This is a genomic window from Microbulbifer variabilis (assembly GCF_052467165.1).
In genome coordinates this window covers 3,383,790-3,408,553 of the sequence record NZ_CP174301.1, presented here as the reverse complement: position 1 = coordinate 3,408,553, position 24,764 = coordinate 3,383,790, and the positions used below count along the sequence as shown (strand labels likewise).

25 protein-coding genes are annotated in these 24,764 nt (G+C 48.8%); 9 read left to right on the top strand and 16 right to left on the bottom strand.

Translation table 11 applies throughout. The features are described 5' to 3' along the window. Positions 1–100 precede the first annotated feature (100 nt). Both ACJJIP_RS15215 and ACJJIP_RS15210 read left to right on the top strand, forming a co-directional pair. Positions 101–1,132, top strand: coding sequence for a Fe(3+) ABC transporter substrate-binding protein (locus tag ACJJIP_RS15215; protein WP_353376781.1), 1,032 nt, complete (start codon positions 101–103; stop codon positions 1,130–1,132). 121 nt (positions 1,133–1,253) lie between these two features. Further along, entirely contained in the window at positions 1,254–2,939 is a 1,686-nt protein-coding gene (locus ACJJIP_RS15210; RefSeq protein ID WP_444945497.1) for an ABC transporter permease, read from the top strand. A 6-nt stretch (positions 2,940–2,945) separates the two neighbouring features. Here the strand turns inward: ACJJIP_RS15210 and ACJJIP_RS15205 are convergent, their stop codons facing one another. Further along, positions 2,946–4,052: an ABC transporter ATP-binding protein gene (locus ACJJIP_RS15205; RefSeq protein ID WP_444945496.1), complete on the bottom strand. Its 1,107-nt coding sequence runs from the start codon at positions 4,050–4,052 to the stop codon at positions 2,946–2,948. A 583-nt stretch (positions 4,053–4,635) separates the two neighbouring features. Continuing rightward, positions 4,636–5,316, bottom strand: coding sequence for a DUF6629 family protein (locus tag ACJJIP_RS15200; protein WP_444945495.1), 681 nt, complete (start codon positions 5,314–5,316; stop codon positions 4,636–4,638). A gap of 406 nt (positions 5,317–5,722) precedes the next feature. Between ACJJIP_RS15200 and ACJJIP_RS15195 the strand changes: the two genes are divergently transcribed. Beyond that, complete coding sequence (locus ACJJIP_RS15195; protein ID WP_444945494.1) at positions 5,723–5,884, top strand: hypothetical protein; 162 nt, start codon at positions 5,723–5,725, stop codon at positions 5,882–5,884. Between the two features lie 440 nt (positions 5,885–6,324). Here ACJJIP_RS15195 and ACJJIP_RS15190 read toward each other — a convergent pair whose 3' ends face one another. From ACJJIP_RS15190 to ACJJIP_RS15140, 11 genes are all read right to left on the bottom strand, one after another. Continuing rightward, a complete protein-coding gene (locus tag ACJJIP_RS15190; RefSeq protein WP_353376776.1) occupies positions 6,325–6,828 on the bottom strand; it encodes a GNAT family N-acetyltransferase in 504 nt (167 codons plus the stop codon). A gap of 95 nt (positions 6,829–6,923) precedes the next feature. Next, a complete protein-coding gene (locus tag ACJJIP_RS15185; protein WP_020412332.1) occupies positions 6,924–7,523 on the bottom strand; it encodes a hypothetical protein in 600 nt (199 codons plus the stop codon). 715 nt (positions 7,524–8,238) lie between these two features. Beyond that, positions 8,239–8,637 carry a hypothetical protein gene (locus ACJJIP_RS15180; RefSeq protein ID WP_444945493.1) on the bottom strand — a complete coding sequence of 133 codons (399 nt, stop codon included), beginning with the start codon at positions 8,635–8,637 and terminating at the stop codon, positions 8,239–8,241. 361 nt (positions 8,638–8,998) lie between these two features. Continuing rightward, complete coding sequence (locus ACJJIP_RS15175) at positions 8,999–9,409, bottom strand: hypothetical protein (RefSeq protein ID WP_444945492.1); 411 nt, start codon at positions 9,407–9,409, stop codon at positions 8,999–9,001. Positions 9,410–9,457: 48 nt separating this feature from the next. Next, complete coding sequence (locus tag ACJJIP_RS15170) at positions 9,458–9,790, bottom strand: hypothetical protein (protein WP_157533385.1); 333 nt, start codon at positions 9,788–9,790, stop codon at positions 9,458–9,460. Positions 9,791–9,857: 67 nt separating this feature from the next. Continuing rightward, positions 9,858–10,400, bottom strand: coding sequence for a hypothetical protein (locus tag ACJJIP_RS15165; RefSeq protein WP_353376771.1), 543 nt, complete (start codon positions 10,398–10,400; stop codon positions 9,858–9,860). Positions 10,401–10,474: 74 nt separating this feature from the next. Next, positions 10,475–10,987 (bottom strand): HAD family hydrolase, encoded by a 513-nt coding sequence (locus tag ACJJIP_RS15160; RefSeq protein WP_444945491.1) that lies wholly within the window; start codon positions 10,985–10,987, stop codon positions 10,475–10,477. Between the two features lie 112 nt (positions 10,988–11,099). Next, a complete protein-coding gene (locus ACJJIP_RS15155) occupies positions 11,100–11,495 on the bottom strand; it encodes a hypothetical protein (RefSeq protein WP_444945490.1) in 396 nt (131 codons plus the stop codon). A 38-nt stretch (positions 11,496–11,533) separates the two neighbouring features. Continuing rightward, positions 11,534–11,872, bottom strand: a complete 339-nt coding sequence (locus tag ACJJIP_RS15150) for a hypothetical protein (protein ID WP_444945489.1) — start codon at positions 11,870–11,872, stop codon at positions 11,534–11,536. A gap of 98 nt (positions 11,873–11,970) precedes the next feature. Beyond that, positions 11,971–12,240, bottom strand: a complete 270-nt coding sequence (locus tag ACJJIP_RS15145; protein ID WP_353376767.1) for a hypothetical protein — start codon at positions 12,238–12,240, stop codon at positions 11,971–11,973. A gap of 42 nt (positions 12,241–12,282) precedes the next feature. After that, positions 12,283–12,609: a hypothetical protein gene (locus tag ACJJIP_RS15140; protein WP_444945488.1), complete on the bottom strand. Its 327-nt coding sequence runs from the start codon at positions 12,607–12,609 to the stop codon at positions 12,283–12,285. Between the two features lie 41 nt (positions 12,610–12,650). Here ACJJIP_RS15140 and ACJJIP_RS15135 point away from each other — a divergent pair, with 41 nt between their 5' ends. Continuing rightward, complete coding sequence (locus tag ACJJIP_RS15135; protein ID WP_353376765.1) at positions 12,651–12,776, top strand: hypothetical protein; 126 nt, start codon at positions 12,651–12,653, stop codon at positions 12,774–12,776. A gap of 286 nt (positions 12,777–13,062) precedes the next feature. Here the strand turns inward: ACJJIP_RS15135 and ACJJIP_RS15130 are convergent, their stop codons facing one another. Then, positions 13,063–13,404, bottom strand: a complete 342-nt coding sequence (locus tag ACJJIP_RS15130) for a hypothetical protein (RefSeq protein WP_444945487.1) — start codon at positions 13,402–13,404, stop codon at positions 13,063–13,065. Between the two features lie 1,166 nt (positions 13,405–14,570). Here ACJJIP_RS15130 and nagK point away from each other — a divergent pair. From nagK to ACJJIP_RS15110, 4 genes are read left to right on the top strand one after another with little or no spacing between them, the layout of a single operon-like run. Beyond that, complete coding sequence (gene nagK / locus ACJJIP_RS15125) at positions 14,571–15,515, top strand: N-acetylglucosamine kinase (protein WP_444945486.1); 945 nt, start codon at positions 14,571–14,573, stop codon at positions 15,513–15,515. Between the two features lie 58 nt (positions 15,516–15,573). Then, positions 15,574–16,572: a glucosamine-6-phosphate deaminase NagB-II gene (nagB-II, locus tag ACJJIP_RS15120; RefSeq protein WP_444945485.1), complete on the top strand. Its 999-nt coding sequence runs from the start codon at positions 15,574–15,576 to the stop codon at positions 16,570–16,572. A gap of 29 nt (positions 16,573–16,601) precedes the next feature. Beyond that, complete coding sequence (nagA, locus tag ACJJIP_RS15115) at positions 16,602–17,732, top strand: N-acetylglucosamine-6-phosphate deacetylase (protein WP_444945484.1); 1,131 nt, start codon at positions 16,602–16,604, stop codon at positions 17,730–17,732. A gap of 51 nt (positions 17,733–17,783) precedes the next feature. After that, entirely contained in the window at positions 17,784–19,118 is a 1,335-nt protein-coding gene (locus ACJJIP_RS15110) for a sugar MFS transporter (protein ID WP_444945483.1), read from the top strand. Between the two features lie 117 nt (positions 19,119–19,235). Here the strand turns inward: ACJJIP_RS15110 and ACJJIP_RS15105 are convergent, their stop codons facing one another. Further along, a complete protein-coding gene (locus ACJJIP_RS15105; protein ID WP_444945482.1) occupies positions 19,236–20,285 on the bottom strand; it encodes a LacI family DNA-binding transcriptional regulator in 1,050 nt (349 codons plus the stop codon). 420 nt (positions 20,286–20,705) lie between these two features. Here ACJJIP_RS15105 and ACJJIP_RS15100 point away from each other — a divergent pair, with 420 nt between their 5' ends. Continuing rightward, the gene (locus tag ACJJIP_RS15100; protein ID WP_444945481.1) at positions 20,706–23,327 is read left to right on the top strand and encodes a TonB-dependent receptor; all 2,622 of its coding nucleotides are present in this window, start codon (positions 20,706–20,708) and stop codon (positions 23,325–23,327) included. Positions 23,328–23,495: 168 nt separating this feature from the next. Here ACJJIP_RS15100 and nagX read toward each other — a convergent pair whose 3' ends face one another. Continuing rightward, on the bottom strand, positions 23,496–24,617 hold the full coding sequence (nagX, locus tag ACJJIP_RS15095; RefSeq protein ID WP_444945480.1) for a transmembrane glucosamine N-acetyltransferase NagX: 1,122 nt from the start codon (positions 24,615–24,617) through the stop codon (positions 23,496–23,498). Positions 24,618–24,764: the final 147 nt, after the last annotated feature.

Genomic DNA, 24,764 nt, shown 5'->3' with positions numbered 1-24,764 from the left:
GGATTTTGCGACTTTGCCGGTTACAGAGGTTCCAGGTTGACATTAACATTCATCCAAATGAGAATGCTTCTCAAGTTATCCCGAGGGTGATAGGACTCCCATGTTTACCAGATCTCTATTTCAAAAAGCGATTGCAACTATTGGTTTGATTGGTGCCATTGGTGCCAATGCCGCTGAGCAAGTCAATATTTACTCTTACCGCCAGCCCTTTCTGATTGAGCCGATACTGGAAGAATTCACCGAGAAAACCGGTATTGAGACCAAAGTGGTCTACGCGAGCAAAGGCTTGAACGAGCGACTGCAAAGGGAAGGGCGCAACAGCCCCGCCGATCTGGTGCTCACCTCCAATACCAGTAGCCTGATGGACCTGCTTAACAAGCAGTTGACCCAACCAGTAAACAGTGAAGTCCTGAAAGACAATATCCCGGCACAATTCCGCGATGAGGCCGGCAACTGGTTCGGTCTGACCACCCGGGCGCGTTTGATTTACGCTTCCAAAGACCGTGTTAAGCCCGGTGAAATTACTCGCTATGAAGAGCTGGTAGACCCTAAATGGAAGGGGCGAATCTGTACTCGCAGCGGCAAGCACCCCTATACCCTGTCCCTGATCGCCTCCATGATCGCCCATCACGGTGAAGCAGAAACCAAGCAGTGGCTGCAAGGCGTGAAAGCGAACCTGGCACGTAAGCCCCAAGGCAATGACCGGGCTCAGGTAAAAGCGATCAGCGAGGGTGTCTGCGACCTTTCCCTGGGTAATAGCTACTACTTCGGCAAAATGATTACCAATAAGGAGCAGCCGGAGCAGGTGGATTGGGCCAAGTCAGTCAACCTGGTCTTCCCTAACCAGAAGGATCGCGGCACCCATATGTTTATTTCCGGTGCGGCGCTGACCAAGCATGCCCCCAACCGTGAAAATGCCGTTAAGCTGCTGGAATTCCTCAGTGGCGCCGATGCTCAATACACTTACGCTGAGAAAAACTTTGAGTTCCCGGTGCGCCCCGGCACTGCCCGGTCTGGGTTGATTAAGGAATATATGGGTGAATTCAAGGAAGACGATCTGAGCCTCACGGAAATCGGTTCCTACGTTCCGGCGGCTTCCCGTATGGTTGATGAAGTGCGCTTTGACTTTTAGAATGGTCAACTAATGGGAATTGCTGCCTGGCATATTGGCAGCACTATCTCAGCCTTATTCGAACGGCCCTGTCGAGAGACCAGGGCCGTTCTTTTATAATGAGCTTTTGATTCCTTAATCCATGCTAAACCGAGCGAATTTATCAGCTTCCCGCTGGCTGCTACTGATAGCTACTATTTCCCTACTAGTGGCCCTGCCAGTGTTATCCATCTTTTGGTTGGCATTTTTCCCTGAAGAGAATATCTGGCCGCACCTGTTAGACACGGTGCTGCTCCACTATGTGTCCTCCACATTGATTCTGGCTGGTGGTGTCGGTTTGGTAACGCTGATGGCAGGCGTGGGCAGTGCCTGGCTGGTGAGCATGTGCCAGTTCCCCGGACGCCGTTTGTTCGAATGGGGGCTGTTACTGCCGTTTGCTGTTCCCGCCTATGTGATTGCCTACGTCTATACGGATTTGCTGGAGTATGCGGGCCCTGTGCAAAAGTCCTTGCGCGTCTGGTTTGGCTGGCAGACGGCCAGGGATTACTGGTTCCCCGAAATCCGCAGTATGGGTGGGGCGATTGCCATGCTGTCACTGGTGCTCTTCCCCTATGTGTATATGCTCGCACGCGCGGCATTTATTGAGCAGTGCGGCAGTATACGTGCGGCGAGCCGGTCATTGGGCTGTACGCCCTGGCAGAGCTTTCTGAGAGTATCCCTGCCAATGGCACGCCCGGCAATTGCAGTGGGTTTATCACTGGTGTTGATGGAAACCCTGAATGACTTCGGCACTGTCGACTTCTTTGCCGTGCGCACCTTGAGTGTCGGGATTTACGATACCTGGCTGAGCCACGGAAATTTAGGGGGCGCAGCACAAATTGCCTGTAGCACTCTGATTTTTGTTGTTCTGTTAATTACGCTGGAGCGAATGGGGCGGGCGAGACAGAAGCACTTTGTACAGTCACCAAATTCCCAACGTGAACGCTATGTATTGCGCGGTTGGCGAGCCGGCGTAGCCCTGTTGTTCTGCGGGTTACTGCTGGTGGCGGGTTTTATTATTCCCCTGCTGGTTTTGGGAGGGTACGCACTTAGTAACTTCTCCAGCTATTGGAGCGAAGATTTTATACAGATCGCCAGCAATAGCTTGTTACTGTCTATCGCAGCCGCATTGGTCTCTGTATTGCTGGGCTTGCTGTTGGCTTACGGTAAGCGGTTGCAACCCAAAGGGCCCGTGAAGCTTTTAGTCGGCTTTTCCAAGCTGGGTTATGCAATGCCAGGGGCGGTATTGGCGATTGGTGTCCTGATTCCACTGGCTGCATTTGATAATGCCGTCGACGCTTTTTTACGTGAGCACTTCGATATCTCCATAGGGCTACTGTTAAGCGGTAGTATTTTTGCCATTATTTTTGCCTACACGGTGCGCTTCCTGGCCGTATCCACGGGGGCCATAGAATCCAGTCTGGAGAAGGTAACCCCATCAATGGATAGGGCTGCCCGCTCTTTGGGGCGTAATAGCTGGCAAACCCTGTGGGCCGTGCATTTACCTTTGGTGCGTACAGGCCTTCTCACAGGCGGCTTGGTGGTCTTTGTGGATTGTATGAAAGAACTGCCGGCGACTTTGCTACTGCGCCCCTTCGGCTTTGACACCCTGGCGACCTATGTTTATCAATTTGCTTCCGATGAGATGTTGGAACGCTCGGCCATGGGGGCTTTATTGATTGTCCTGGTGGGATTAATTCCGGTGATTATGCTGAGTCGTTCCATTGGTTGGCGTAGAGGTGAGGAGCGCACAGCCCTGGCGAGCTCTGAAACGCCCGCCTTGTCCTGATAGCTTCTATTGGGCTTGGTCAAACACCAGTGCAGAGGAGAGGTGCAGGGGAAGTTTATCGCCCGGTGCCGCTTGAATATCTGCCTTCAAAGCGGCCTCGATAGTATCCCCTGCGGCCAGCTGGAAGCGATAGCTTACCTGGTTACCGAGAAAATTCTTTTCCAAAACCTGAGCCATCACAGCACCGGGATGTTCGCCTGCGGCAATATCCTCACTGCGCACAAACAGCTCGAGCTGATCTCCACTTTCGTACGCAGCTGTCGGCACCTTTACTTCCCCCAGAGGGGTGCTGATCAGGTCATTGCCCACAACAGTACCGGAAATGATATTTCCTTCACTGACGATTCTCGCAACCGCCAAATTCCTCGGCTTCTGATAAGTATCCTGTGGGCTGTCCCACTGCTGTAATTGACCTTGGCTGAGTACTCCCAGCTTGTCTCCAGCAATAAAGGCCTCGTGGCGGTCGTGGGTAACAATAATCGCGGGGATTTTTTCCTCACGTAGTATATGGCGGACTTCGGCGGCGAGACTTCGGCGCAACTCGGTATCCAGATTGGAGAAGGGTTCATCCAGAAGCAACAACTTGGGGCGTGGTGCCAGCGCTCGAGCCAGAGCGACACGCTGCTGCTGTCCGCCGGATAGTTGGTGCGGGTACTGTTGCCCGAAGCCTTCGAGGCGCACTAACCGTAGTAACGACTGAGTACGGGATTGTCGCTTGTTTTTTGGCATCGACTGGATACCGAAGGCAATATTCTGCTCAACGGTAAGATGTGGGAAGAGGGCGTAGTCCTGAAATACCACCCCTATTTTCCGCTGCTCTGCTGGAACCTGCATCTCAGGGGAGGAAATCACCTCCTTTGAGAGCTGGATTCTCCCTTCAGTAACCGGCTGAAAACCTGCAATGGCGTGCAGCAGCGTCGTTTTGCCACAGCCGCTGGGGCCCAATAAACAGGCAATTTCCCCTGCCTGCAAAGCAAACGAGACTGATTCGATAACCACCTGCTCGCCGTAGCAGCACTGCAGGTTTTCTATAGAGAGTATGGGGTGCACAGGTTTTCCGGTAGTTTGGCTTTTAAACACTTCGGGCAGCTTTCGAGTGTAGTTGCTGATCATACTTACCACTAAACCAACCAGTCTAGTGTGAAGCATGCTTTTAGCTGTACAGCGGACGCTTCTTTTGATCGGAGTAGAGTTGGGTGTTTTTTAAGCAGGCAGGTTGTTTAAACACTCAACATAAACCTCATACGCTAATATATCCATTCTCAAGGATATTGAGATTTCGCCTACTCCATAATCATAGTGATCAGCTGAATAGTATCGACATCTAATTGTAAAATAAGCTGGTCCAATTCAGATTATACCATCAGCCTAGGTATTTAGTCGTGTATTGGGCTACAAGTGATTTCGAGCGGAGATAATAATACATCACTTACATTGAATTTTTCAGGGAGGGATATCTTCACTGGACGCTCATCAATACTGAGGTCGATGTGATGATTGGAATTCGCTTTTGAAGTGAGGAAAACTGGAGTAAAACTTTTTGAAGAGGCTAATCAAAGCTCCGTATACACCTGAGTTTTCCTCTGGTCTATGCCACACTTCCGTTTTAGGCCGAAACCTAACTATACAAGGTATCTACTAAACGTGGGTAAGTTCTACCTTTAGCGCTGTGGCCAAATTAACTTTGCCACTATAGTCATGAAGCTTGTTTTTTAATCTTTGCTTTATGATCATTTATTAATAGAAAGTAAATCCATAAGGTCGATATTGCAGCAAAGAAACACCAGGTTGATACCCATGTTTCACGCTGAGTAAAGTAGACGATAACACCGAGTAGCATGACAAGTGCCCAAAACTTTCTAAAAATTCGATTGCTCGATAATAGAAATAAGAAACCAAGTGAAGAATAAATAATATGTCCTGCTGTAATGGAGAATAAGCTGTCATCGGACATGATATAACATAGGCTATGCCCACATACACTCGTTTTTATTAAGTGTCTTGGCCCTGTTTCTAATAAGACAGGTATCCAAAGGTATAAGCCAAAAATAAAACCTATCATAATTAATATAATAAAAAAAATCCTTTTCCATCTTTTTGTTTCAAGGCTAAAGGCTACGATTGGTATCCAGGCAAGCCAAAAAAGTAGAGCAAAAAATAAAAAGAAAATAGAAGATGCTGTTGTCAGTGAGGTTAAGTTTCCGTTGTGTCCAATCCATACCACGCCTTCACTCACTTGTTGTAGCGCAAAAAGAATAGGGGTAATCGCGAGCAACAAATAGGTTTTATCATTTTTTATAGCGTGTCTTATACACAAAGTCCCGCCGACAAGAAGCAGCGCTGCTGATCCGAATGATGCTGTGGCTGAAAAACACATAAGGATATTCTCTATATGTAGAATAATGTATTTTAAGCCAGGGTCTTATGACTTAATGTACAACATAACAATAGCCTTAACCTGGAAAATCAGTATAACTTCGCTAATTTGTACTAAACTTTGGAGTTGATCTGTGAAGACTATATCAAGTTCAGTGCTTTCAATTCTTCCAGTGAGTGAATCTGAAAACATCAACAAAGATGCATCAAAATTGCCCACGGAAATCGATACTTATACAGACAAAGTCTATGTCGCATGAGGGCAACAAGCCAATGCGATGCCGCTCGGTCAGTAGTCGTTCTTTATTCAGTTATAAACGCTGGCCACCGTTTTGACCCTTGAATTGAGGATCGCCCGTTGCATATTAAGGTAATAATGCTCCCACTAAATTAAATGTATTTGGGGTATGTCGGTACTATCTGGTCAAACACGTTACGCGCGTTTAGCTTGGATCGCCACTGATCCCGCGACAACGGAGCTATTGAGTATGACTAATGTGGTTAGCGATGGCTCAGTCCGTCGCGTCTTGCTCAAACTGGCAGAAAAGCTCGATAAAGATTTGTTGTAGCAACATTTACTTGAGGGTTATCGTCTCCTATCAACGACAACTTGGATTTTAGACGTGGATACCACGGTTAAACCTACCCGCGGTAAACAAGAACCGGCAGTCAAAGTTGATAACCCCATAAACCTGGGCGTCCTTGTCACACTTATAGGATCGTGAATTTACGGCTCATTTTGGATGTTGTGGTAAAGGCGGACACTCACTGCCATTCGAGTCACAGTTTTCCCGGATTACTGGTCATACTCGAACGACTAGAGCGTTCAAAATGGCCTCGTTTTGTACTTTGGTAACCCCAAGTAACTTAGTTGCATGCCACGGAAATAGCCGACAACAATAAAATTAGAAAAGTCATCTTGATATTTAGGTTATTTATAGATGACTTTCAACACTCTAATAAGGTGAAAAAAGAGGCGTAGCGTATAGAGATCGGATTAATTGGTTTTTTAGGCTGGTTTAGGTAATGCGTAGATATCTCTACTCAAACCGTCATTAAACTGTACCCGCCTAGTTTTTTTTCCACCTAGCCTTTCTACTAGGGCACGTGCAGCAATATTCTCATCATCCATATAGGTTTCTACTATATTCCATTTGAACTCATTATAAGCGTGCAACAAAGCTGCATTAGATGCTTCTGTAGCTATACCTTTTCCTCGCCCTTCAGGTGTTACCCACCAAGTAAGTTCTCTAGGCCAGTCTTTACCCTGCCAAAAACCACACGTTCCAATATAGCTATTATCTGATTTTAATTGGATGGCCCAAACACCAAAGCCAAGTAAATGCCATGATCCTAGATCGGCTTTCAATCTAGACCAAACTTGTTCTTTTTTAATAGGCCCGCCATACATTTTTGATGCTTCTTTATCTGTATAAAATTCCTCATATACTTCAAAGCACTCTTCGCTTGGCGGAACTAATCTGAGCCTTTCGGTCTCTATTATTGGTATCATACTTTTCCCTTCAGTTTAACGCCTTTAGCAGCGGGCCGAAAAGGCGCCAGGATTTTTGATCCGTTGCCTAAACTTGTTAGAGTAAATATCGCACATTAGTTTTCGCGCACAAAGTTAATCAGACAGAGCGCTAAAAGCAAGGTTGCAATAACGCCCGATCCTCCAGCAATAGCAGAGGGCAAAAAGGCATCTCGTCCAAACGCAATCAAAATTGCATTAGCGAATATGGCAACAGCGCCAACTAATGCAGTCACACCTCCCAATGCCTTGCTATTCCCATGCATTTTGGCTATTCCAAAAATGAGTGCAGCAAAGCCTAACAAGAGCTTTGCTGCGTAATAGATCATGAAGGACAAGGCTACAACTGCTCCCGCCGTAGTTCCAAGCACGTCAAGTTGACTAGCGGCTTCGCGAAATGGTCCGAACATGGTAAGACCAATGCTAACCTGGACTACATTCAGTACTGCGCTGAACGCAATGGCGGACCATCCAACTTGATAGTTACTAGCTTGCACCATTGCGGCTCCGGCAAATGCTGAGAGAATAGTGAAGAGTAAGGCTTCGAGCCCCCAGAGAATTTGCCGCGGGGCGTTAATCTCAGCAATGTAGAGAGCAGTATAAACTGTCTGCGTAAGCGCCAGTACCAACAGCAGATATGATGTGATTTGGACAGTTTGTTTATTAGTAAAATTCATAATTACATGCCTCGTATTTTCTATGCCCGACTTTTGCTTTTAGGTGTAACTATCGTTCCAATACAATCCGTCTAAAGTTATTAGCTGGTGGCCGATTAGTCCAATTCATCAGGTTCCGTCTCACGCCGCCATCACCCACCGGAAGTAACTGGCGCTTTTTGTGCTCAGCAAAAAAGGTGACAGTTACCTGAGGTCCGTTGTCTGCCCTTGTTTGGTTGTTCTTGCCCGATTCTGATGTTGAAAATCCTTTTCTCTAATGGGTAAATTGAGATCCACCTTCGGCAGCTACCGAAGGCTTTGTTTACCACAGTTCGTTGCAGAGCCGGTTCATAAAGACCGATAGCAAGTAGGAACGTGACAGGCACTCACTAGGCATAATTCGAACTTTGAGCCCGAATAGCATTGACGATGATGCTTCTCACCATCTAGATTTCTGCTAGAGACGGTACTCTGAAACCCGTCTATCTATATGAGAATAGAGAGGCATGTAAATAAACATAAAAGTGCCATACAAAAAAGTAAAATTCCTTGTGAATTTTCCTCTTCCAATCCTTCTAGTTCTTTCCAAGCCCTTTTACTGCTTTTCTCGCCATTTAAACACTTATAGCTACCATGCTCTTATCAATAACGCCCACAGCAGGAGCGGCAGAAATGTAGTGTAGGCCGCCCCGCGCAGGCCCGAAGGCGAAGGGCCGGAGCAACCTGCCTGTATTTTTTAAGCATTTTTTCGCTCTGCAAGTTTTAACATACTGCATATCACCAAGGCCATTAACTCTGCAGCTAGAGTGAAAAGCAAGAGCACTATTGGTGCGACGATAACATGTATTTGTGTCGCTGATGTGTCTGAGTTTTCAGCGCGACCGTTCAAGGTGTAGTAGGTATAAGCAACCATGCTTAAGGCTACAGAAAAGATAGCTACAAGCTTGAAAGGTAGCTGGGGAAAACTGGAAAATTTAGAAACACCTTGTAAGATCAGATTGGCCAATATTGGCGCAGCTACAGCACCAAGGTTAGCTACGCAAAAGCCCCAAAAGCTGAAATAGCCTTCTTCGTACCAATTGTAAATCGATAGTAAGAAAATAAACGCTATCAGAACCCAAAGATATTTGTTCATACTTATGCTTAACGTTGCTGACACGCGCTTGTCGTGTGCTCAGCATTATTAAATTTTTTAACGTCCATAAGGCCACTCCGAGCCAATCGGCTCTGAAACATGCCAATAAAGAAGCTCGATGTACCGCAGGGGGCCATATACCCATACTGCAACTTGTCCTACCCCGGCAGCGAATGGCTGAAGTGAACCAACAAAGTCCCCTCTGCGCACACTATGCTGATATATCTTCTTACCAGTCCCTACCTCTGATTTGTAACCAGTCGCATGTACGAGAATGTCACTATGCCTGATCTCAACATATCCCAGGAGGTAAATTGCTAAAGCAACTAGGAGAGCTATTTTTTTCATGAAATTTAACGCCTCAATGTGCGGCGAGCGTTAGTGAGTCCAGCCCAAGCTTGCTTGGGCGATGCACCATTGACTTGTTATGAGTGATTCCTAGCACCAACTCGAATTGCTCATAGTTTTGTATTTGATAAAGACCTACTGATGCAGATTTAGCTAATGGCATTGACCATCCGCCACGATACAGCCAATGCCCAGAATCATTGCCACCAGATATATCTATTTTAAAGCCCTTTGACCAATCCATTCGTATCTTTTTGTCAGACGCAACCTTGGTTTGCCACAATGAGTAAAAGGCCTCAATGTCTTTTGGCTGAGTTAGCTCATTTATTTTTTTGAACTCACCATCAAAAACTGTAACGGACTTATTCTCTGCAAATGCCGCGCTACAAAATAAAGTCAGTGACAGAAATAGTATGTTCTTCATTAAATTACTCATAACGCCCGAAGGGCCGTAGCACCCTGCTTGCGTTTGTTAGGTGATTGATGCTTGCGCAGAGCTTTGCGTACCACTTTCACTTGCCGATAAATAGTGATTCCATACACCCGCTGCACCTGCAATTGCTACGCACACTAGAAAGCAGCCGATACATCTAAGGGCATTTACTCTATTTTTGTTACCTAGATCAGTAAACAAAGAAGGCATGAAGACCGCAAATGGGAGTGCCGCTCCCCATTTTCGATTTTCCCTCATGTTCTTGTTCGCTGCAAAGATATAGAAAAAACCAGCGATTCCAAATCCTAACCCAGCGACACTGGATAGCAAGAATAATACGTAGCTGACTAAGGCTATTCCTTCTGTACTCATAATCACCTAACGCCTTGCGGAGGGGCGAAGGGCGCAGCACCTTGTCCCGCTTGCGCAATTGTTATGTTTATGGCTGGCACGGTACTAGGTACTTAGCGTCAGGTTTTGGGACATTTTCTTCTTTTCCATTTATCCAGTAAGGGCTAGGGTGGACTAGGGAGAAAGATGGTAGTTCGATTTCCATTTCCGTACCACCTGAGGTTATGCTCCCCCGAACAGCCCAATATCTCCCAATTGTTCCCCACCCATGGTGAACTACTCTTGAGATGGTAATCTGAGTGCCTGACGGAACCTCAAATAGCATAGTCCTCTGTTTTTCAAATAGGAGCTTATCGAATTGTTTTTTATCAAATGCTTCACGATTTTCAAGATAAACAGTCCAGCTAGACGGAAATCCACCTTGTCCTACCGCCTGCACACTATTACATAGTTCGCTATTTTCATTAAATCCAGTTAAGTCAGCACATCGCCCTTCGTAAATGAATGCATTCTTCTTGAATTCGAAGCACTGCCCGATTAAATGCATTGCTTCAGGGGCCTCGCCCATATCCATGGAGGTGATGCAACCTGCCAGCAACGCAGGCAATAGTAAAACTAATTTTTGATGCATAAAAAATAGTTCTTAGTAAACATAACGCCCGCGTCATTTGCCGCAGCGCATCGGAGGTCAAATGCACGCGTTTATTATATTTTCGCCGCATTCTTTAGGTTGCTACCCTTTAGCGACACAATTTGATCTGCCAAAGTGAAAAGCTCTTCATCAATGGTACTGCCGTAGTATGGTTTAACTTCAATCACATTATTGTATTCAGACTTCACCAGATGTGGCTTATCATCAATGACTATAAAATTTTCGTAGCTCCAACCTAGCTCAACGATTTTTCTTGTATCTTTGACAAACGCATCATAACCGTCATTTTCAGTTATTTGAGCGCAATCTTCCCTAGTCAAAAGAAACTCTAGGTTATCTACACCACCAAAAAGTCTTTTAACGATATCCTGAGTATACAGGCCATAAGACGCTGTCCAAACCGCTAAAACGAAATGCTCGGACAATTCTGCAAGGAGTCTCTCGGCTCCGGGCCTTATATGCACCATCGCATTTGATATAGAAAAACTTGGTTTCTTACCAATCCATTCATGGCATGAGTGAATTAGTGTTTCATCCAAGTCAAGAACAACTAGTTGCCTGCTCATAGTTCCCTAATAAATATAACGCCTACGATAATGGGCCGCAGTGCCGGCGCGAAGCGCCGGAACTGAGGTCCGAGGCCACTTGCGGCCGGGCGTTGATTGTATTGTTAGGCATTTAAGAAAACCATTCCTTTGACTCTTTTGCATTTAGCAGTAGAAACACGAAAAGAAAACACACTGCCTCCCCTATACCCGTGTATATAGAATACTCCTCTAAAGGGGTATAAATACTCATACCTGCAACCAATAATGCGAGAATTAGAAATGTATTCTTCGGATTGTCACTTCTAGTTCGGATTGAGCTTGAAACCCAATATAGAATTCCGGCCCAAACCGGGATAAATAGATAGTTATATATATCGTAGGGCCCTTCTTCCGAGGCATAGGTCAGCTCTTCAATTAGAAAGATCATAAAGCTAAGCACAATAAACCCAAATGCAAAATATATTGTTTTTGGCATCACTTTCATATCTGTACTTAAATCTGATTCTGGAATTTTGTATGGGTCCATGATTTATGCCTAACGCCAAGCCTCGCTGCCTGTGATTGTTAACTTTGATCTACGCTCTTGAGCTTAACTCGCGCACCTAGCTTCCTAGCAATACCAGTGAGCACAGAGTCAAAGGGATTTTCATACTGAGTAAAACGAACCCCATGCTCAGTAAAATGAAAGCAAACTTTCCCATCGTAAGGAAATCGCTCTAAGTTCACAGAGCTTGGAACCCAGTAACCAGACCCCGGAATCTCAATTTCTAGAAACTCTTTTGTAAATGGGTTTTGCTGAATCAGTTTATCGGTGACTAGAAAGTTCGGCTCTCCACTCACAACTTCACGCCATTCATCAACCGATATCCTTCCCCCATCCCTTTCTATGATGCAATGCTTCATTGGCTACTCGTAAAGCTAACGCCTTGCTTAGGGGTGCGCACTTTTTGCGCGTCCCGTGGAGGCCCGTCTTTTGGGCCGCAACATACTACAGCAACTTGTTAAGTGTTGTAGTAGTAATTTGCCAGGACTATGCCGACAATAACTAAACAACTAAAAGCTACTTGTTTAATGCTAAAGCCCTTCTTATCACTGGCTCTGGCTGAATATTTAGCTATGGCATAAATAGATATGCCATATAAAAATAGTCCGGCTATGAGTACCAGCCAAGACTTATATATTACAGCCAAAACCGGTATTGCTATCGGCAAAAATACATAACCAATTGCCGTAGCTAGTTTTTGAAGAGCATCTCTCAGTTCTGGGTGCATAGACACTTTAGCCTGTCCGATTTCCTGCGCTTGTTAAGTTCGTTATTTTTCGCCTTCATAGCCCATATGATAAACAAACTTTTCTAACGATCTCATTAGCCAGCTATCGTCGTCACAGTGTATGTGCGCTTGATAGTGCTTTCCTTTTTCTTGCAATGAATACCAGTGTTCCATGTCCTCTGCGAATATGACATCACCCGGTAATGGTTCAGGAGTCATAAAATAGGGATCTACTGTCTCTAGTTTTTTCCACCATGCTTCCAATTCAAATGGTGTCATTTGAGGAAACCAGAACCAATGCTTATAGCCATACTCTTCTTCGAGTAAGACCATGAATTCTTTTTCTCTATACTCGATATCTTTCTGCATGACTCAAGAATTTAACGTCCACAGCTGGGGCGGCTTACCTTATGCGCGTCTTGCGCGAAAATGGGAGCGAAGCGGCCAGCACAAAGGTGCATAGCATTGACCGTCCGGTGCAGCGCCTGGTTAAGTTTGATTGGCACGGTGCCCATTATAAGCAGCTCTATACTTAGTGAGATTTACGCTTAAAAAGTCGCATCCAAAATATGCCTTCAAAAATTATACCTAGAACCAGGAAAATTGCGCCGCCTGCCGGAATACCAAATACATAGCATGCAATTGCAACAAAGAAACATAGCAGTGTCAGCCCCCACCTTTTTATCAACTTCAATGCGTTCTCCTTTTTGATTTTTCGTAATCACTCGACCGCAAATTTAACGACCACAGCACGGGCGGCCAGAACGCAACGTAGGCCGTCCCGCGAAGGACCGAAGGGCCGTAGCAACATGCCTGTAATTGTTAGCTGCCTTTGCGTAATTGCTCATTATATATTTCCTGTATCTCAGCATGGCCAACTACTCTTGAGCCTTCTCGAACCTCCAGATGAGCACCAGTCTCTAGGCATTTTGGGTATGCCTCTGGCGCGATGAATTTAACAAACGCTAGAGTGCGCCTGTTAGGTTCCGCAATCCCCGCATCAATAAACCAATGAATTGTAGTCGTGAGGTAGTCGGCTTTAACCCTGTAATGAGGTCGGTATCCATTCTTTACGATGATATCTTTACCGGAAAGACATATCTGCACAAGAACATCAGGCTCCCAGTCTGGATTTTCAATTCTATTGAATTTATCAGATATCACATTTGTCTCTTACAACAGTTAACAGTGTATTCAAAAGCAGCTGCATTATATCACCAGTCAATATACCCCAAGAGTAGAAGGCTTCTCTAGCCAGAAAAAAGTATATAAATCAGTATGTTAGCCAGCACTGGTGGAAAATTAATCTAGTGGATATATCGCGACTGAATTATATCCTGATATTTTGCTGCATTTGATCACAGGCGTAAATCATTCAAAATCAATAAGTTAGCGATTTTTTTACTGTGGATATGTGCGGCTGCTCTTGATCTTTGATATGGATAGCATGAAAAGTCAATAAGGTGTATACAAAAATAACAAATTCAAGTCACTACGGTTGATATTTGCCCAAAGCTAACTGTTAAACCAGAGTCTCTGGTCGACAGTCTGGTGCAGCCTATTTCTAATAGTGTTTACCGTACCAGAAGGCTTCTAACTTAGATAATGGGTGAAAATAACACTATTGCTACGAATAGAATGCCGACCAAGATCCCACAGCAATATTTTAAAAGTCTGTAAGATAATTAGGTTATTGAGAGATCTTTTCTATTGATGCGTGGGAAATATTTCAAGTAGCAATACTACTATTGTTTTTTGTGTTCTAACGTGAAAAACGCTGAAGGGTTCTAATTTAAGTGACCATTTTTATGTGTGACTGAAATTTTTCAAAGCGTAAATAGCCAAAAATATAGGTGCAGAAATAATTTTATTAGATTTGTTTAAGTGTTAAAGCTGCGTAATATCTATACATATTTATTAGTATAACGTGTAGCAATATGGTTTTGTCGCGCCTGCTGGGGCTCAATAAGCAGGTAATTTCCCCTGGGAGCAGGGGGAACAGGTTCGATCACGTGTTCTGCCTCTGCGTTGGAGAGATTGCCATAGCGGGACAGTAGCTTGACCTCCTTTTGGGAGCCGAATGTGACGGGCGTCCATCTTAGGAGGGAATAACACTTTCCTGCAGTTAAGGTGTTCCAATTGACCTTTGGGGGGCGGCGGTATGCAGACAGGAAATTTTTAAAAATTGCTGACAACGCTGTCATCAATCTTGTAGTATGGCTACAAATAGTTAGCGCAGGAGCGTTTATTGCTCTTCTGGCGTTACTTCCGGGGGACTGGGAAGCCCGGATGTAGTACATAACAATACAAATTCTTAGAGGCCGTTTCTGATGGCTGCGTTGGGAGACAGGGAAATTCTTTATATCGGTATCGATGGAGGCGGCAGTAAGTGCCGTGCTTCAATCCTCAACAGTGACAATCGGGTGTTGGGCACAGGGATATCAGGCCCTGCGAATCCACTCCACGGTTATGCGCAAACAATAGATTCGATTGTGCGCTCCGCCAAGCTTGCGCTTTCTGATGCAGGCCTTCCGCCCCAAGCGCTCGGTGAACTCGTCGCCGGAGTTGGTCTTGCGGGCGTTAATATGCCTAGCCTCTACAATGAAATGGATGCCTGGGCGCACCCCTTCAAACAGATGTTCCTCACCACTGATCAGCACTCGGCCTGCCTTGGTGCGCATCGTGGTGGTGATGGGGCGGTCATTATTGCCGGTACCGGTTCTTGCGGTTACGCCTGGGTCAATGGTGAGGCTCGCCTTTTGGGCGGCCATGGGTTTCCCCATGGCGATAAGGGCAGCGGTGCCTGGATGGGGATGGAAGCGGTCAAGTACTTGTTTCTGGCCCTCGATGGTCTCGCTGAAGATTCCCGACTGAAAGATGAATTGCTGTCAGCGCTGGAAAGTGCCGATGCCCAGCAAGTGTTTGAGCGCATTGGTGGAAAATCCTCCAGTCATTATGCGCGCCTTGCAGTGCCGGTGGTGGAATATGCGGAAGCTGGTGATCCGGTTGCGCTGGCGATCGTGCGTGATGGTGCAAGTTACATCAGTGACCTTGCGGATAAATTATTTGAAATGAATGCTCCACGGCTTTCCCTGATCGGCGGCGTTGCACCGCGTCTGAAGCAGTGGATGGCACCGCATGTTGTGGAGCGTGCGGCGGAAGCCCTGGATCCACCAGAGTTTGGCTGTGTTTATTTTGCTCGCCAATGTGTTGCCGAGGCGGCGAGTGGCAGTGCCGGTGCTATCGAAGCTGATGGAAAAGCAGTATTCGGATGATTAAAAAGATTGGTACGGAATTGAATTTTCCCGCTGAGGTCGTTAAGGGAGACAGATCATGGCGATGACGATTATGGAAACCGAGGCCCGTGAAGCCCCGGATTGTATTGCAGAACAGCTGCAGAGTAATGCTGCGGTAATGGCCCTGCTGGGTGAACGCCTGCGCAACAAGCCGCCGCGGTTTGTCATGATCGTGGGGCGTGGATCCTCTGATCATGCAGGCGTGTTTACCAAATATCTGATTGAAATCGAGACAGGTACGCCGACTTTTGCTGCAGCGCCCTCGGTATCCAGTGTCTATGGGCGCACGCTCAAACTGGAAGATTCCTTAGTCATCGTTATTTCCCAGTCGGGCCGTAGTCCTGACATCCTGGCTCAGGCGAAGATGGCCAAAGAGGCCGGCGCCTATACCGTCGCTTTTGTGAATGACGAATCGGCCCCGATCAAAGATATTGTCGATTTGATGGTGCCGTTGAAAGCCGGGCCGGAAAAAGCGGTCGCAGCGACCAAAAGCTATCTGGCGACGTTGTCCGCGGTGCTGCAGTTGGTAGCCAACTGGAAGCAAGACGAAGAGATGCTGAAGGCTGTTGATGAACTGCCGCAGGCGCTGCGTGATGTGGTTTCCGCGGAGACCCAACTGCGCCCGGAAGATCTTGCTGCGGTGAAAAATCTGGTTGTGTTGGGTCGTGGACCGGGTTATGGCATTACCTGCGAGCTGGCGCTGAAGCTGAAGGAAGTCTGCAATATCCATGCAGAGTCTTTTTCCAGTGCGGAGTTCTTACATGGGCCGGTAACCCTGGTTGAGCAGCAGCTGACCGTGATCAATGTGCCGATTGAAGATGAATCCTATCAGACCCATAGCGAACAAATCGCAGATATTATCCGTCGCGGTGGCACCCTGATTAATCTGCATGTGCCTTCAAAAGGCATACACCCACGGGTTGCTCCGCTACTTCTGTTACAGCGTTTCTATATTGATGTAGCGCATGTCGCTGTTAGCCGTGGGATTAATCCGGACGAGCCGGCAGGTCTGAAAAAAGTCACCCGGACGGTCTGAGTTCGACCGCTAGAGCAGGGGGGTTGCGCATGGTTCAGGTGTTGCTGGCAGAGCGTTTGTTCGATGGTGAGCGGGTTCTCAATGATATCCCGGTCTCAATCAATGCCGATGGCAGAGTCGCTGCGATAGGTGGTGACGTGCCGGCTTCTGGCGCGGAGCGCTTGCCCGGTACCCTGGCGCCGGGCCTGATTGATGTTCAGGTCAATGGTGGTGGGGGTGCATTGTTCAACAATGAGCCGACGGTGGCATCGTTGCAGAAGATGGCCGGTGCGCATGCCGGCTTTGGTACCACGGGTATGTTGCCGACACTCATCACTGATGAGGTTGAAATCATGCAGCGCGCGGCGGATGCAATTAGTACAGCCTTGCGTAAAAAAATACCCGGCATTATCGGTGTGCACTTTGAGGGGCCGCATCTCAGTACCCCGAAAAAGGGTACCCATGAGGCACGTTTTATTCGAGGCCTCAGCCAGGCAGAGCTGGATATTTATGCACGTGATGACCTGGGTGTAAAAGTCGTAACGCTGGCGCCTGAAAATGTTGCGCCGGAGGATATCCGCAAACTGGTGTCGCTGGGGGTGCATATATGTCTTGGGCACTCAAATGCCGATGGGGCGACAACCACTGCAGCATTGGAAGCGGGGGCGAGCGGATTTACCCATCTGTATAACGCGATGTCGCCGTTCCAGTCTCGGGAACCGGGTGTGGTCGGAACGGCGTTGATCCGTGACGATGCGTGGTGCGGTCTGATTGTTGATGGCCATCATGTCTGTGCGGATGCAATTCGCCTGGCTCTGAAGGCCAAGCCCCGGGGAAAATTGATGCTGGTGACAGATGCCATGTCGCTAGTCGGTAGTGAAGAGACCAGTTTCCCTTTGTTTGAGCGCGTGGTGACCCGCGAGGGTGACAAGCTGACTTCGACTACCGGAGAGCTGGCAGGCTCTCACCTCGATATGATCGGTGCCGTACGAAATATTCGAGACTGGTGTGATGTGCCATTAGAGGAAGCGCTGAGAATGGCCTCCCTTTATCCGGCGACGTTCCTCAACGTGGAAGGTGGCCGACTGGCAGTGGGTGCGCCGGCAGACATGATTTTACTGGATAGCGAATTGCAAGTACGCAGGACCTGGATTTCGGGCAGGGAGGTTCACAGCATTTGAAGTTTTTTTCGTAATACGTTCAAACAACAATAAATATAAAAGGTGCTTCTTATGGAATCCGCCGTTAGTGTTCAAAGAGAGACGCGCAGCAGCCTGTTGCCTATGGCAATTATCGGCATGCTGTTTTTCATTTTTGGTTTTGTGACCTGGCTGAATGGCTCGCTGATGCCGTTCCTGAAAGTGCTCTGTGATCTCACAGAATTCCAGGCGTTGTTCGTTACCTTTGCGTTTTATATTGCCTACACCGTCATGGCGTTGCCCATGTCGTTTATCCTGCGTAAAACGGGCTACCGCGATGGCATGGCCATTGGCCTCGCAATCATGGCAGTCGCTGCGCTGATTTTTATTCCGGCTGTGCAAACCGGTAGCTACTTGGTTTTCCTGGTGGCTCTGTTTGGCCTGGGGGCTGGCCTGACCATTCTGCAAACGGCTTCAAACCCCTACGTGGTGAAGGTGGGGCCTGCTGAAAGCGCGGCCATGCGTATCGCCATCATGGGCATTATCAGTAAAAGCGCGGGTGTGCTCGCACCTTTGGCCTTTACAGCGCTTGTGCTGTCTGGCCTAACCGATTTCAATAGTGAATCACTGGCCGAACTGTCTGCGGCTGAACGGGAAACCCAGCTGGCGGAAGTTTCCAGCCGCCTGATCATGCCTTACATCTACATGGCGATTGTCCTGTTCGCGTTGGTTGGACTGGTGAAGTTTTCCGGTCTGCCGGAAATCGACGAAGATGACGCTGCCGATGCTGGCCAATCTGAGGGAAGCTTCCTCGATATTCTGCGTTACCCCCAGGTTGTACTCGGCTCTCTGGCGCTGTTCGCCTACGTTGGTGTCGAGGTTATTGCGGGTGACACCATCGGCCTCTATGGCGAAGGTCTTGGTTTGTCCAATTACGCCGCCCTCACGTCCTACACCATGGTGTTTATGGTGATCGGTTACACCATTGGTGTTGTAGGGATTCCACGCTTTATCAACCAGCAGCAAGCCCTGTTCGGGTCGGCGGTGGCTGGCAGCCTGTGTGTGGTCGGTGTGCTGTTTGGTTCTCAGGAAAGTACTTTGCTGGCCGATATCCTGTGGGGGTGGAGTGGTATCGCTCCAGTAGTTCCTGACCCCATCACTTTCGTTGCCCTGATGGGGCTGTCGCACGCACTGGTGTGGCCTGCCGTCTGGCCTCTCGCCCTGGAAGGTCTTGGGCGCCTGACCGCGCAGGGGTCTGCGCTGTTGATTATGGGTATCGCCGGTGGGGCCATTATCCCAACCTTTGGTTTCGGTCCTCTGTCTGAAATTGCCGGTGAAGTGCGCACGGGCTACTGGGTAGCGCTACCGTGCTACCTGTTCATCCTTTTCTATGCCCTGAAAGGGCACAAGATACGCAGCTGGAAATAATTCCGCTGCATGGTGCATCAGTCACATTGATTCTCGTCGTTGTATCTCCTTGGCTCTCGTGAACCTGCCCTCCTTTAAGGAGGGCTTTTTTTGGGGAGGAGGTAAATGTTGGAAGGATCAGCTACCCGGTGCGCTTCCGCTCGAATCACGTACGACGAGCTCGGGGGTGAATTCTCGTTGAACCCCCGCTTCCTTGCTGGCGCTGGCGTTCTCGCCGGATGTTTTACCGCGCGCTTTGCTCAGCACGAGTGCGGCAGCACACTTGGCGATTTCGTTGTTGGGCTGGTGCGCGGTTGTCAGTTTCGGCCAGGTCTGCCTGGAGAAAGGGCTATCTTCGAATCCTACGATGGAGAGCTGGGACGGGATGTCGACGTTCATTAATCGAGCGGCAAAGAGTGCACCGGCCGCCATTTCATCGTTGCTGGCGAAGATGGCACTGGGTGGGTTGTCAGTACCAAGCAATGCTTTGGCACCCTGAACGCCGGAATCAAACGAGTACTCTCCTTTGAGAATCAGGGATTCGTCCACAGGGAGGCCGGCTTCCTTCATGGCATGCCGATACCCGTCAAGACGACTGTGGGTAGAAATGTGTTCTTCTCCACCGCAGAGGAAGCCGATGCGCTTGTGGCCGAGCCCGATGAGGTGGCGGGTGATATCAAACGCGGCGGCAGAGTCGTCTACCTGAATGCAGTTGTCCTGGTCCTTTACATCCGCGGTTTTGGAAACGATGCGTACGTAGTCTGCGTTGAGATCCTGGAGTGTCTCGATCACGGCCGGTGTTTCCGAAAAAGGCGGAGTCAAAACGAGCCCGGCCACCTTTGAGTGTTCGACCAGATTTTTCAGTTCATCGTGGACCGATGCCGATTTGGAGTTACTGGGATGGATCAGCAACTCATAGCCCCTGGCCTTACAGGCATTGAGGATGCCGTTTTGCATGTCGATCACATAGTAGGCGTTCGGGTTGTCGTAAATAAACGCGATGGTATATGTCCGGGAGCTGGCCAAATTGCGGGCGGCCAGGTTGGGCTGGTAATTCAGGGCCTTGACCGCATCCTCGACCTTCTTTTTGGTTGCGGGGCGCACCGAGGGCTCGTTGTTGATGACCCTGGATACGGTTTTTATGGATACTCCCGCATGCGCGGCGACGTCGTTAATGGTGGCTTTCATGGGGCCGTCTGGTCCTTGAACTGTTTCGTCGGCGCTTGTCGCTGCACCGTTGGTCTGTCCGCCATCCTAGCAGAAATGACCGGAAATTCGCCGTGAGTAGCGTAAGTAAGTGCTGGATTTGATGTGGATGAAGCTTGCGGAACGGCCCCCCGGATTTTCCGCCCTTGAGCTAACGGCTTTAAATTAAAGGGTTTTGGTATCTACGAGGTGCGGAATGTCATTACATCAATCGCTCGGACCGAAGGTTTTTTTACTCCAAAGACGGTAGCAATTCCGGGTAATCCTGTGTATCTTCGATTATTTAGAATGACAGCGCTATCATAACCTTAAATGACAGCGCTATCATTTTGCGGTACGAGGTGAAATAAAAAAAATTACTCACAACCTTCATATAAATAAAAAGCAAGGAAGGGGAAATCGATGCTAAAGCGCAATCAACTCGCTCTGTCTATCAGTGCAGCTGTACTTAGTGGTGGCCTGATGGCTCCGCTGGCTATTGCCCAGTCGGATGAAGCTATTGAGGAAGTCTCTGTAACCGGTATTCGTGGCTCTCTCCAGGATGCCTTGAGCACCAAGCGAAATGCTGGTGCAATTGTCGACGCAATTTCTGCGGAAGACGTCGGTAAGTTCCCGGACAAGAACATCGCTGAATCTCTATCCCGTATCACGGGTGTGGCGGTAAGCCGCGAGTTCGGTGAAGGGGAACGTGTCTCTATTCGTGGTGCGGGTCCAGATTACAACCGTACAACCCTGAACGGTCAATCTGTCGGTACTGCTGACTGGTTCATTCTGGATAATCCGTCTCGCAGCTTCAACTTTACCCTGTTGCCTTCCACCCTGATTTCCTCCCTCGAGGTAACCAAGAGCCCGCAGGCTTCTCAGGACGAAGGTTCCCTGGGCGGTACCGTTAACGTGCGTACTCACCGCCCTCTTGATCTCGACGCGGGTCAGGCTGCGATTGCAGTAGAGAGCATCTACTCCGAAACTTCGGAAGAGTATGACCCGAGCATCTCTGGCCAGTACTCATGGAAGAACGATAGCGAAACCTTTGGTGTGCTGGTATCTGCGGCCAAGCAGGACCGCACTGTTCAGCGTTCCGGTTTTGAAGTGCTGTCCTGGACCGACGAAGCCACTCCTGGCGTAATGGTTCCCGGTACCATGGGTACCCCGACTTTCTTTCAGGAGCGCGAGCGCGAAACTGTATTCCTGTCTGCTCAGCTGCGTCCGACCGACGAGCTGCAGCTGACTCTGGACGTGCTGGACACCAGCATGGACGCGGATAACATGAATGCCAACTGGCTGGTATTCGCAGGAGACAATGCGGTCGATCATGCGACTAATGGTCAGCTGAGTGGCAACAGTGTTGTGGCTTCCCAGATTTCTGGTGGCGGCCGTGGTGTTGTGAACTGGATCAACCGCGTATCTTCCTCTGAATCTCAGTCCTATACCCTGACTGCCGAATATGTAACTGATGCATTCAGCGTTGATATTGTTGCCGGTAATACTTCTGCCAAGGGCGGTACCTATCGCGAGACTTCTTGGGAGTATGGTTGGTCCGGTGGCGACTATGAGTTTGACCTGAACGCGCCATCTCTCGACTCCAATCCTGCGCCTAGTGATGCAGATGCCTATGCCGCTGGCTGGATCTGGGGCGGTGAGCGCCCGACCACTGATGAAGAAACCTACTTCCAGGTAGATCTCGAGCTGCCGATAGAGGCGGGTGCATTTACCTCTATCGAGACAGGTGTCAAGGTTCGCAACGCCGAGCGTACCCAGCAGCGTATCGTATACAGCTGGCATGGTCCTGAGACTATGACTGGCAATGAGGATCTCGCTGGCTCATACCTTGATTATATCTTCGCAAATTGCCCGACTTTATCTTCTTGTGGTTTGAACTCTGGCGGCGTTGTGAGTTTTGATACGCCCGCCGGTGGTAACTCCACCACCGCACTGGCACAAATGCGTGACGTGATGGAGCAAATCGCGTTTGCTGGCTTGAACGGTGTCAGCGCCGATTACGCACGCTCTCTTGAGCTGGCCAATAACTGGGCAGTGGAGGAAGATATTTTTGCGGTATATGTTCAGGCGAATTTCGAGGGTGACAACTACCGCGGTAACTTCGGTCTGCGCTATGTGTCTACTGAGCAAGCCTCTTCCGGCTACGAGTTCAGCAGCGATTCCTGGGGCTTCCAAACGGTTGATCGCGATTGGTTGAATCCGTCTTACCTGGCCTGGGTCACGGAAGATAACGACTACAGCGAAATCCTGCCGAGCTTTAACATTGCTTATGACCTGAATGACGATATGGTGATTCGTACTGCGGTTGCCCGTGTTATGGCTCGTCAGAATTGGAACCAGATTTCTCCGTTCGAGACCTTTGGTGCTCTGAATGCACCGGACCCCCAGGGGCAGGCCGGTAACCCTCAGCTGGAGCCGTTCCTGGCGGACCAGTTAGACGTTTCCTACGAGTGGTACTACGGTGATGTGTCTGCGTTCTCCGCAACGACCTTTATTAAAAAGAACCACAGTTACCTGGCTCAGGAGACCTTTACCGAAGCGCGTTACGATGAACAGACTGCTACCTGGGTTGACGTTGACTTTAGTCGCCAGGTGAATGGTGATGGTGGCCTGGTCGCTGGTGTTGAGCTGGCTGTGCTGCACGACTTCGACAACGGCTTTGGTGTTCAGGCGAACTACACCTACACCGATACTGGTTCCGATAGTGTTGTTGGTATCTCCGATACCATGGCTAACCTGATGGGTTACTACGAAAACGATACCTTCGGTGCGCGGATGATGTACAACTATCGCTCTGAGTGGAGCAAGGGCTTCCATTGGAACGGTAACCCGCTGTCCAATGACGCGTTTGGTCAGCTGGATGCGAGCTTCTCGTACAACGTCACTGACAACGCACAGATCACTCTGGAGGCAGTGAACCTCACCAATGAGCAGGTCGTAGAGTACAGCGAATATGAAGATCGTCTCATGTCCCTGTATGAAAATGGCCGTCGCTTCGTTGTGGGAGCACGATACAATTTCTAATCGAAGTTGAATGGAAAAAGCCGGGCATTGCCCGGCTTTTTTTGTCGCTGAATTATTGTAATTATGGGTGTTGATAAATATGAGTAGCAGTATTTTTATCCCGTATGACCGGTACTTTGATTGTGGAAGTCGCAAGCAGGGAGTGGAGCAAAGCCTGATGGAGGCTCCCTAGGGGCTGACAAACAGTTTTCGACGGTAAAGCCAGTGGAGAATAATCCACTGTACCGCCAGCACACCGATAACAATCACCAGGTTCCCGGCATCCGCAGAAGAAAATACAGAGGCAATGCCGCCAAACAGGCTCTTGCTTGTGTAGGTCCAGTTCACCAGGCTGCTGGCCATATACACCAGAATGGCATTGCAACCGATCACGGCAAACAGAGTGGTAAACCAGCGCCACTTCCATATATCCGAAATCAGATAGAAGCAACCGAGGAATAGCAGGCTGCAACCAATGGTGACGAGAGAGAAGGATCCCGTCCATAAGTCTTTATTCACCGGGTAAACCAGGTTCCAGGTCCAGCCGAGTGCGCATAGGGTGATACCCGCGAGGAACAATCCCCTGAGCAGTTTGCCTGGCTGGTCTCGGTGCAGATGCAGCCAGCGGCCGGCAAAAACGCCGGCGAGCGCATTGGCGACGGCGGGCAGGGTAGACAGCAGCCCTTCAGGGTCGTACGGCTTGCCTTGATAAGTGATGCCCGGCAGGCAGCATTGGTCTACCGCAGCGTTAATTGATCCCGAGATACTGAAATCTCCCAGTCCGAGTTGCAGGAGCCAGTAGCCAAGCAGGATACCCGCAAAAATCAGGTACTGGGCGATGGGGCGACAGTGCCAGACAATCAGTGCGGCAAAGAACCAGGCAAAGCCAATGCGGGCGAGAACACTGGCATAGCGTATTTCGGACAGGTCGGGGGGAACACTTGCGCCCCAGCCGTGGTTATACAGCACTCCGAGACCCACAAGAATCAGCAGTCTTTTGACCGCTTTTTTGTATGCGCTCTGGCGTTGTTGTGGTGGCTGGCCCCGCAAGGTTTTATTGGCCAGACCGAGGGTAACTCCGGAAAGAAAGATAAACAGTGGGAAGATCAGATCATACAGGGTAAATCCATGCCATGTACTGTGCTGCATCTGTGCTTGTCCCCACGCAAAAGCACCGAGCCCGGTCAGGGACAGCAGCGGGGCGAACAGGGATTCGCCCCCAATAATCCAGAACATATCAAAGCCACGCAAGGCATCGACGGATGCCAGGCGCCTGTGGCTAGTGGGAGAGTAGTTGGTCTGTTGTTGCATGCTACCGCTTGATTCCGTATCAGGATTCATGAGTGCGAGGCGGTCATTGTTGTGCGTGCAGTTCGGGAAGTTGCGCTTACGAGCATGAGAAAAATTCCTTGGTCAAAAAAAAAGGCCCCGGAGACCGGGGCAAGTACAGGAGTAATA